Origin of the sequence: Cereibacter changlensis JA139 (assembly GCF_003034985.1) — a bacterium.
GTDB classification, from domain to species: domain Bacteria; phylum Pseudomonadota; class Alphaproteobacteria; order Rhodobacterales; family Rhodobacteraceae; genus Cereibacter; species Cereibacter changlensis.
The window spans coordinates 40,671-50,055 of sequence record NZ_PZKG01000021.1; the positions used below are offsets into that span (position 1 = coordinate 40,671).

The 9,385-nt window shown below is 65.9% G+C and carries 7 protein-coding genes and 4 pseudogenes; 2 read left to right on the top strand and 9 right to left on the bottom strand.

Going from position 1 to position 9,385, the window contains the following annotated elements; translation table 11 throughout:
* Positions 1–72 precede the first annotated feature (72 nt).
* The 8 genes and pseudogenes from C5F48_RS26005 to C5F48_RS07000 all read right to left on the bottom strand — a co-directional run.
* Positions 73–615 (bottom strand): annotated as a pseudogene (locus C5F48_RS26005) (histidine phosphatase family protein); the annotation flags it as partial.
* The gene (locus C5F48_RS25670; RefSeq protein ID WP_211314674.1) at positions 612–764 is read right to left on the bottom strand and encodes a hypothetical protein; all 153 of its coding nucleotides are present in this window, start codon (positions 762–764) and stop codon (positions 612–614) included. The pseudogene C5F48_RS26005 and the gene C5F48_RS25670, both read right to left, overlap by 4 nt.
* Positions 743–1,504 carry an ABC transporter ATP-binding protein gene (locus tag C5F48_RS06975; protein WP_211314673.1) on the bottom strand — a complete coding sequence of 254 codons (762 nt, stop codon included), beginning with the start codon at positions 1,502–1,504 and terminating at the stop codon, positions 743–745. The genes C5F48_RS25670 and C5F48_RS06975 overlap by 22 nt, the downstream gene beginning before the upstream one ends.
* A 258-nt stretch (positions 1,505–1,762) precedes the next feature.
* The gene (locus C5F48_RS06980) at positions 1,763–2,239 is read right to left on the bottom strand and encodes a hypothetical protein (protein ID WP_211314672.1); all 477 of its coding nucleotides are present in this window, start codon (positions 2,237–2,239) and stop codon (positions 1,763–1,765) included.
* 124 nt (positions 2,240–2,363) lie between these two features.
* On the bottom strand, positions 2,364–2,627 hold the full coding sequence (locus tag C5F48_RS06985; RefSeq protein WP_107663186.1) for a hypothetical protein: 264 nt from the start codon (positions 2,625–2,627) through the stop codon (positions 2,364–2,366).
* Positions 2,628–2,710: 83 nt separating this feature from the next.
* Positions 2,711–3,016 carry a hypothetical protein gene (locus C5F48_RS06990; RefSeq protein ID WP_245941508.1) on the bottom strand — a complete coding sequence of 102 codons (306 nt, stop codon included), beginning with the start codon at positions 3,014–3,016 and terminating at the stop codon, positions 2,711–2,713.
* Positions 3,013–3,792, bottom strand: coding sequence for a hypothetical protein (locus C5F48_RS06995; protein ID WP_111467528.1), 780 nt, complete (start codon positions 3,790–3,792; stop codon positions 3,013–3,015). The genes C5F48_RS06990 and C5F48_RS06995 overlap by 4 nt, the downstream gene beginning before the upstream one ends.
* A gap of 163 nt (positions 3,793–3,955) precedes the next feature.
* Positions 3,956–4,135 (bottom strand): annotated as a pseudogene (locus C5F48_RS07000) (transposase); the annotation flags it as partial.
* A gap of 400 nt (positions 4,136–4,535) precedes the next feature.
* On the opposite strand from C5F48_RS07000, the gene C5F48_RS07005 reads away from it, so the two are divergent.
* The gene (locus C5F48_RS07005; RefSeq protein WP_170139723.1) at positions 4,536–8,510 is read left to right on the top strand and encodes an autotransporter domain-containing protein; all 3,975 of its coding nucleotides are present in this window, start codon (positions 4,536–4,538) and stop codon (positions 8,508–8,510) included.
* Between the two features lie 74 nt (positions 8,511–8,584).
* On the opposite strand, the pseudogene C5F48_RS07010 reads toward C5F48_RS07005, so the two are convergent.
* Positions 8,585–9,250, bottom strand: a pseudogene (locus C5F48_RS07010) (IS3 family transposase); the annotation flags it as partial.
* A 1-nt stretch (position 9,251) separates the two neighbouring features.
* On the opposite strand from C5F48_RS07010, the pseudogene C5F48_RS26010 reads away from it, so the two are divergent.
* Positions 9,252–9,385: pseudogene (locus C5F48_RS26010) on the top strand (IS30 family transposase); the annotation flags it as partial.

Here is a 9,385-nt window from a genome sequence, read left to right on the forward strand (position 1 = left end):
GACGCAAGGCCAAGCCGTCGGCGTTGAGTCCGGCGCGTCGAGCGACAGCCCGCCCGGGGTGACGTTCAGCGCCTCGAGCCGGGCCAGCCCGTTGCGGAAGCCGAGCACGGTGAGGCGGGCCGGTCCCACAGGCAGGATGTGCCGCGGGGCGAGGCCGGCCAGCCGGTCCAGGAGCGCCCGGATCACGCCGCCGTGGCAGACCATCAGCACGGTAGCCTGCCCCTCCGCCTGCGCCTCGTCCACGGCGCGGCCGGTCCGGGCGCTGAACGCGGCCCAGGACTCGCCGCCCTCCGGCACGTGGCTGCCCTCGCGCCAGCCCTGATAGAGGCCCGGGTCCAGCGCGTCGATGCTCTCGCCGGTCCAGTCGCCGACCGAGATCTCGCGCAACAGCGGCTGCAGCCGCGCCTCCGGATGGCCGAGCAACGTCGCGCTCCGCCGGGCGCGTTGCAGGTCGGAGGTCAGCACCAGATCCGGCGCCAGCCGGGCGACCAGCGGGGCCAGCGCCCGCACCTGGTCCTGCCCCCGCTCCGACAGCGGGATGTCGGCCTGGCCCTGCAGCCGGCGTGTGGCGTTCCAGACGCTTTCCCCGTGGCGGACGAGCAGCAGTCGTTTCATGGCAGGCGGTTTCCTTTCGGGTCGATGATGGCGGCGGGCGCGGGAGGAAGGCGGAAGTGCAGCTCGGAGGGGACCGGCCCGGCCAAATCGGTGACCGCGGTGACGCGCTTGCCCTCGGCGAGGCCGGTTACCAGCCGGCGACCGGCCATCGGCACCACCTCGACCAGCTGGCGGCGAAGGTATCCGGCCCGGGCGCGTCGGCCAGCGCCAAGTCCTCGGCCCGCACCATGCCTTGCCCGGTGGCCCCGCGCAGCGCCGGGTCGGGCATCCGGCCGAACCAGGCCCCGGCCTGCACCGGAATCAGGTTGGCCGGCGGCGTGCCGATGAACCGCGCGACGAAGGCCGAGGCCGGGTCCGACAGCAGCCGTTCCGGCGGGTCGAACTGCTCGATCCGCCCGCCGTTTATCACCGCCACATGGGTGGCCATCGTCATCGCCTCGATCTGGTCATGGGTGACGTAGACCGCCGTCGCCCCGGTGGCGCGGTGCACGCGCATCAGCTCGGTGCGCATCTCGACCCGCAGCGTGGCGTCGAGGTTGGACAGCGGCTCGTCGAACAGGAGCACCCGCGGGCGCGGCGCGATCATCCGAGCGATGGCGACGCGCTGCTGCTGCCCGCCGGAGATCTCGCCGGGATAGCGCGCGGCGAGACCGGCGACGCCCAGCATCTCCATCGCCTCCGCCGCCCGGGCCCGCCGCTCCTCGCGGCCGAGATCGGCGACCCGCAGCGGCCAGTCGACATTGCCGGCCACGGCCATGTGCGGCCAGAGCGCGTAGGACTGGAACACCAGCCCGGCGTTGCGGCTGCCCGGCTCCATGACATAGCCGCGCGACGCATCGGCCACGGTGGTGTCGCCAAAGCGGATCTCGCCGGCGGTCGGATGCTCCACCCCACCATCATCAGAGCCCTGTTCAATACTGCCGCGCCGCTTCTTTGACAGATTGGCGTTTTCAGCGTCATAGCCGCTCCAACTCGAGATTTTCCAAAGCCCTTGAGGAGCGGTGTCAGGCGAAAAGGCGCGTCATCGTATCGAGATTGGCGATGATCGCAAGCTACCGGAATTGTTCCTGCCTTGCGTCAGGAAAACAGCGCGGCTTGCAGTAGACTGGCAGTCACCGCTTGGGCCTCATGCCGCAAACCGCCGAAATCATCGTTCACGAGCAAATTGCCCGCGACGGATTGGAACAGCCGTGGATCCATCCTCTCGACCACGGCCAGAGCTTCTCAAGAAGCCGACGGGAACGCTGACAGTGTTGCGGTGACACAGTTGGAGCCAAGCGCCTTGGCCGTGGCCGCGATGTCGAACATGTCGCGCGGCTGAAGTTGAGCGCCCCGAACACAACCTTCTTTGCGAGGATTCGGCGGGCGTCTCTAGCCTCACGCGCCGCCCACGGATTTCGGAAAGCGTGAAAGGGTCCTCTGTGACGGGGCCGCAGCAGATGAAGTCAATCTCGCCGACCCCGTCGAATACGATCTTCAAGGCACGTGTGCCGTCGGTCTCGTAGTCGCTCGCCGCTATTTCCAGGCGGTAGCCCTGCGTTTCGGGGTTCAAAAACGGCAAGTACTGGGCGTCACTGATGAAGAGGTCGATGTCATGGCTTTCGCGATGCCCGATCTGCAGCATGAGGGCAGTCCCACCCCCCAAAGCTCCAGTCATGCATGCCGATCCCTTGGCTATTCGCTTGGTCGATGATCGCCATCGCCATGTCGAAGAGTTCGGGCCAGCGGCTCGGAAGTGGGGTGTTCATTCAGACTGCAAGCGGCAGCCGATAACCGGCCAAGGTCGAGAACTGCTGCGCGACCTTGGCCACAGCATCCTTGCTCACGCCCATCTCGTCGATGAACGAGCGTTGCAGTTGCGGCGAGACTTCGGACAGAAAAGCAAAGACGCTACAATCGCAGGTCTCGGCACTCTTGATGTCGGCAATTCTCTCGGCCAGTTGGGTAGCCGTCACCAGCACGCCGTAGGGCGCGCTGACTGTCGACATCACCTTTGCGGCGACCGAGGCCATTCCATCATTCCTGTGCATCTATCTGTTGCCGAATGTAGTGGATGAACCTCTACAAATCAACAAAGCCGCTCGCCTACGGGTCCTTATCGGTTCCCGTCGATCCATTTTGACATCAGTCCCTTGTCGCGGAAGCATTCTTCCGGGACGGCGCGCCGCTTGATGCGCGCGAGCCGCTCAGCGAAGGCCACCTGCTTGGAGGAGGGCAGGCGGTCGAGATCGGAGATCGGTTTCATCCGGGCCTGTGCCTCGATCCAGGCGCTCAGGGACCGGCGGTCCTGCTGAACTTCCCAAGGGAGGAGGGTTTGGTTGCGCAGGGCGAGCGACTGCGCATACCCTCGTCTGGAAGCAAGCAGTGGCTGCGACGCGACCGACGCAGCCCTCATGTTCATGACTCGCCCGCTTCAGCGGCCGCACGCAAACTGCTCGACGGTCTCGTGGTACTTCTCGAGAGCCGCGGTCTCCCGAAAGCCCGTGCGGTAGGTGCTTTACATCCAGCGCGACCTGTGCCCGAGCAGGGTCTGCGCAGCCCAAGCGGCATCGGGCCTGTGGACGCGCACAAGGTCGGTAACAAGCGTGCGCACGAGGTGCCCGGATATTCCGAACTCCTCCTGCAGCAGCGCTGAGCTGCTGCAGGATGGTAGGTCGAGAACGCACCGTCCTCCAACCCGACGAGATTAGCGCCATCGAGCTCCTCCAAGCGTGCCGCCACCAACCATTCCGGCCGCCCGGCGAGGACATGGAGGTCGATCATCCGGCTGGTGATCGGCCAATAGGGTCCGAGGTCCTTCCGGCCCCGGGTCTTCGCCTGGCGGAACTCCGCCCTCCAGAGCCCGTCTTTCTGCCGCACGATCTCGCGGCCGATCCGAAACTCAGAAAGATCGCCCTGCCGATCCACCCCGTTGAGCAGAAGCGCCAAGACCACGGCCTTCCGTCTTAGCCGAAAGGCGGCCGCGCCATGCGCGGGAAACGCGTTTGCCTCATCGAGGCAGCGGTTTGCGGCATGCAGCAGATCCGAGAGCCCGTGCTTCGACAGGAATGTCCGGATCTTGGCATGCTTCGTCGGCGTCGCATCCGAAGCCTCCGACTCCAGCGCGGTATGGATCTCGAGGAACCGCTCCTCGGCCTCCGCCGAGAGCTGCGATCCGCGACGGGCGAATAGGATCACTCGCTCAAAATAGTCTGCTGCCGTGCGCACCGTGACGGGTTTACGCGCCTTGCCCGTCTCCTCGGTCAGGCGGAAGAGGAAGCGCAGGAACGCTTCCGCCAGATCGGCGGAAAATTCCTCCGGCAGCTCGACCCCCTGTCCGGCGGCCCAGTGCCGCGCCGCCGCGCATACCCGTTGCGCAAGTCGTGCGGTCGCCGCTGCGCTCGTGCCGACCCGCGCCGATCAAGCCGTCGACATCGGCTTCCATGATCAGTTGCAGCACTGCCTCGGCGATGTTGCGCAGCAAGTCGCCCTGGTCATGCTTGGCCAGAAGCTCGGACAGATCCATGTTGGTCTTGGTCATCGGGGTCTCCGTGTGTTCCGTGGTTGAAGTCGCCAAACTCCACCTCGACCATACACTTCGGTGACCACCCGGGATCACACCGTCGACGGCGACGAAATTACACAACGCTCGCGGACACGACCCGCGGTAGGCCAGCAGTTGCTCCCCTCGCTAGTTTCTTTCAATTCCTGTTGCGCCTCAGTGGGGCCACATACCTAACTTTGCGGTATCTTTTGGCAAGCCCCCGTTATTCATTTGCCAAATTGATCGGTTTAGCCCCTTGCTCGGCAAGCGCCCGCGATCCGCCGGCGGGGAGTGAATTCACCACATGTCCTGTCCTGATCGCTCTGCGCGCGTCAACTCGGCGCGCCTGCCTGCCGTATTTGCCGCTCCCACGACGTCTCATCTGCGGTGGCTGTTCATGGCCGGGGCCGCCGGCGCGGCGCTGGTGGCTGGCGGGACCGCCGTCGTGGCGGAAACGGCGGTCTGGAACAGCGGCGGAGGCAGCAACAAGCTCTGGGACTCTGGCGCCAACTGGCAGCTGGGCAGTGCGCCTTCGGCGACGAGCACTGCGACGATTGATGGTGGCGCGGTGAAGAATGCCGCTGTCAGGACCGCGGTGACGGGCGCGGCAGTCGCAGGCTCGCTCGACATCGGCCGGGACGGGGCGGCGGCCAAGGCGACCCTGGTGCAGACGACGGGCGCGGGCACGCTGACGGTCGGCGCCCTGCATCTCAAAGCGGGAAGTTGGCTCCAGATCCTCAATTCCACTCTTGCGGCCGATATCGCGGCGCTGACGACGGGCGCCCTTGTCATTGACGACAAGGCTATCCTCGACATCAGCGCGGGCAACATTGTCGCGGTCGCCTCGGAGCTGACCCTTGCCGGCACGGCGCAGGGGGCCGGCACTCTGATGGCCGGCTCGATCACCCAGACCGACGGGCGCATCGGCGCGGAACATGTCGTGACCGACAGCTATGTCATGTCCGGCGGCAAGACAGCGACGACGACGGTCAGCTTCGCGAGCAGTTTCCTGTTGTCCGGGACCGGCGCAGTCTCGGATGTCGGGGCGACGCTGACCGGTGGCGAGGGCTCCATCATGGACCAGACGGGCGGCAGCATGGGCGGCAACGTCTCCGGCATCGACAGCTACAGCCAGTCGGCGGGCGTGATGGGCGTCGTCTCCGACGGGTTCATGAACGGCAAGGTGACGACAGCGACCTACAGCCTTTCCGGCGGAAGCCTCTATGGCGCGGCGGAGGTCTCGAGCCTGTTCGCGCTTTCCGGCTCCGGCAGTGTCGAGGCGGGCGCGCTCTTAACCGGCGGTGCCGGCTCGGCGATGACCCAGTCGGGCGGGACGATGGCCGGCAGTCTTGCGGGCGCCGGCAGCTATGCCCAGTCCGCCGGGCTGCTGAGCGGCAGCGTGGCCACAGGCGTCTACGCCTTGACCAGCGCGTCAGCCAGCTCGACAGGGGGCCATATCACCGCATCCGATCGCTTCGATCTGGCTCTGGACGAGGGCGAGACGTTGGTCGAGGCGAAGCTGTCGGGTGGCGGCGGGTTGAACAAATCCGGCGCGGGCACGGCGGTGCTTGCTAATGGCGCCAATGATTTCGGCGGCGCAGTCACGATCGAGGCGGGAACGCTTGCGGTGATCGACGACGCCTTGCCGGACTACGCTTCGGTCAGCGTCGCGGAGGGCGCGACTCTGCTGATGAACATCGGCATCGACACGCTGTTCATGGGGGCCGTCGTGGGACTGGAGGGGGAGCTGGTCAAGCAGGGCGGGGCGACGCTGACGCTCGGCGGCGATGTCTCGATGGGCGGATTGCAGGTGATCGACGGCAAGGTCCAGATCGGCACAGGCCTGACGGAGAACACCGTTTCCTTCGACTACGCCATCGTGGACGCAGGAGCGACCCTGCATGTAGCGAGCGGCGCCACGCTGACGATCCGGGTCCCGAACAATCTCGTCAACAATGGCGTCTTCATAAACGACGGCACCGTGAATGACGACCTCGACAACACCGGGCAATTCGACAACAACGAAATCTACAACGCCAATGTGTTGAGCAACACCAGTTCGATCAGCAACAACGCGCCCGGGCTCTGGACCGGCGACATCCTCGGCAACGATGGCGAGATCGACAACGCCTCCGGCGCCGAATGGGTCGGCGATGTCGAGGGCAATGCGGGGACTGTCAGCAACTCCGGCGACTGGGTCGGCGATGTCGCGGCGAATGGCGCGACGGTCAGCAACGCCAAAGGCGCGACCTGGACTGGCAGGGTCGGCGCCAATTCCGGCACGGTCTACAACCGTGGCGACTGGGTGGGCAGCGTCGGGACGAACGACTACGCCATCAACAACATCGGGGGCGTCTGGGCCGGCGACATCGAGACCAACGACAGCCAGATCGCGAATACCGAGGACGGCGTCTGGAATGGCGATATCCTGGGCAATGCCAACGCGATCTTCAACTATTCCGGCGCCACCTGGAACGGCGATGTCGTCGCCAATGGCGACGTTGACACCTGGGCGCCGATCGACAACCGCGCGCAATGGAATGGCGACATCAAGAGCAATGCCGGCGGTATCCTCAACAATGGCGGAACCTGGGATGGTGACGTCGAGGCGAACGCCGGGGACGTGGCCAACCTTGCGGGTAGCTGGACGGGCGATGTCCTGGCCAATGCGGGCTCGGTGACCAACGAAGCTACCTGGTCCGGCGATGTGCTGGGCAACGCCGGCCTGATCTCCAACGACGGCGACTGGGCCGGCGACGTGCTGGCCAATGCCGGCAGCATCGTCACGAGCGGCGTCTGGGACGGGGACTTCACCAGCGCCGGACTGGTCGCCGCCGAAGGCCAGATCAACGGCGCCTTCACCAACAGCGGCGCGTTGCACGTGACCGGCGGGTTGAGCGGCATCACCACGCTCGCCTCCACCGGCATTCTCAGCCTTCAGGGCGGCGGGGCGGCGCAGACCCTCACCGTCGGAGCCCTCTCCTTCGGCGCCGGGTCCTCCCTGCGTCTCGATGTCGACGCTGCCGGGGGCGCGGACAGGCTGGTCGCTGGAACGGCGACCCTTGCTGGCGGCGTAAGCCTTTTCGCCAGCAGCACCGGCGGCGCCTACAGCCGCGACACGGTCTACGAGATCCTGACGGCCGACAGCATCACCGGGACCTTCGACACCGTCAAAACCGATCTGGCGTTTCTCGCTGCGCAGCTGGACTATGACGAAACAGCCGTGAGCCTGACGCTGAAGCGCAATGACATCGGCTTTGCCGAGACCGGCCGCACCGCCAACCAGCGCGCGGCCGCGGCCGGGGCGGAATCGCTCGGTGCGGGCAATGCGATCTATGACGCCGTGCTGTGGCTCGGTGAGGAGCAGGTGGGCCAAGCCTTTGACCAGCTGTCGGGCGAGGCCTATGCCTCGTTCGAGACGGTCTCGCTTCGGTCGGCGGTGATCCTCGCCGATCTCGTCACCGCGCATCTGGACAGCAGCTTCGGCCCGACAGGAGGGTCACCGGTCGCCAGCCGCGGGCCAGCCGGCCCGTCTCGAGCCGCCGGCGTGTCGGACGCCTCGGTCTGGGCCAGGATCTATGGCGGCTCGGCCAGCCTCGGCGGAGATGGCGACACGGCGGATGTCGATGCGACGACGGGCGGGTTCGCCGCTGGAATCGACAGCCAGGTCGGCGACTGGCGCCTTGGCGCGATGCTGCATGCCGGGCAGACCAACGCCGACGCCGATGACCGCGCCACTGCGGGGGAAAGCACTGACTATGGCCTCGGCCTCTATGGCGGTCGCCAGTGGGGCGCGACGAGCCTGATGCTCGGCGCCACCTACACCCGGCATGACTGGGAGATCGACCGCAGGGTCGCGATGTCGGGCTTCGCTGACGGACTCAGCGCCGACTACGCTTCGGACACCTCGCAGATCTTCGCCAAGGTGTCACATGACTTTGCAGTGGGTGACCTCTCGCTGTCGCCCTACGCCAGTCTCGCCTATGTCCACCAATCCGCCGGGAGCTTCGACGAGACCGGCGGCGCTGCGGCCCTCAGCAGCGGCTCCGCTTCGATGAACGCCATCTTCACCACCCTCGGATTGAACGTGAGTCGCGCCTTCATCGTTGAAGGCATGCGCCTGACAACGAAGGGGGGCATCGGCTGGCGCCACGCCGAAGCTGACAGCTCCGGCAGCATGCGCAGGCTGGCGGGCGGCGATGCGTTCTATATCGTCGGAGCCGGGGTTCCTTCCGACATGGCGGTGCTCTCCGCCGGCTTCGACCTGGAGCTTGGCGCCGACAACACCATAGGCCTGGTCTATGACGGTCAGATCGGCGAGCACGGTGCCGAGAGCCACATGCTCAACGTCTCCTGGAACATGCGGTTCTAGATCGCCGCTGAAGGACCCGACGCTGGACCCCGGCCGATACGGTCTGAGCTGCTGCCGGTTTCGTGGACAGCAGGTTAAGCTAGCATAGCGCGGGCATCGAACTCCATCGGGCTGAGGTAGCCCAGTTTCGAATGCCGTCTGCGCGGGTTGTAGAAGCGCTCGATGTAGTCGAACACGTCGGCACGGGCTTCGTCGCGGGTGCGGAAGACCTTGCGGGCGATCCTTTCGGTCTTCAGCGAGGAGAAGAAGCTCTCCATCGCCGAATTGTGCCAGACGTTTCCGGCCCGGCTCATCGAGCAGGTGATACCGTTGTCGGCCAGAAGCCTTTGAAACTGCTCACTGGTGTATTGCGACCCCTGATCCGAATGGTGCAGAAGCGCATCGGCCTTGCCGCGTCGCTAGACCGCCATCATCAGCGCATCCATGACCAGTGGCGCATCCCGGTCGGCCTTCATGGACCAGCCAACCGCGCGCCGCGAAAACAGGTCCAGCACGACCGCGACATACAGCCAGCCCTCGGCCGTCCAGATATAGGTGAAGTCGGCCAGCCACTTCTGGTTCGGCCGATCTGCTTGGAAGTCCCGGTCCAGGATGTTGTCGGCTATCACCGACCGTTCGCCGTCGTCCTTGGGCTTTCCACGGCGCCTGGGCCGCGCTCTGAGGGCATTGAGCCGCATCAGCCGTTCGATCCGATGAAGCCCGCAGGCAAGCCCTTCCTCGAGAACATCACGCCAGACGCGGGGGCAGATCATTGATGCCGTATCGATCCGGGACGGACCGGCCGAGATCGAGGATCGCGCCATCCCGGGCCACTGGGAAGGTGATCTGCTGAGTGGTGCAAGAAACAGCCACATCGCCACGCTGGTCGAACGCAA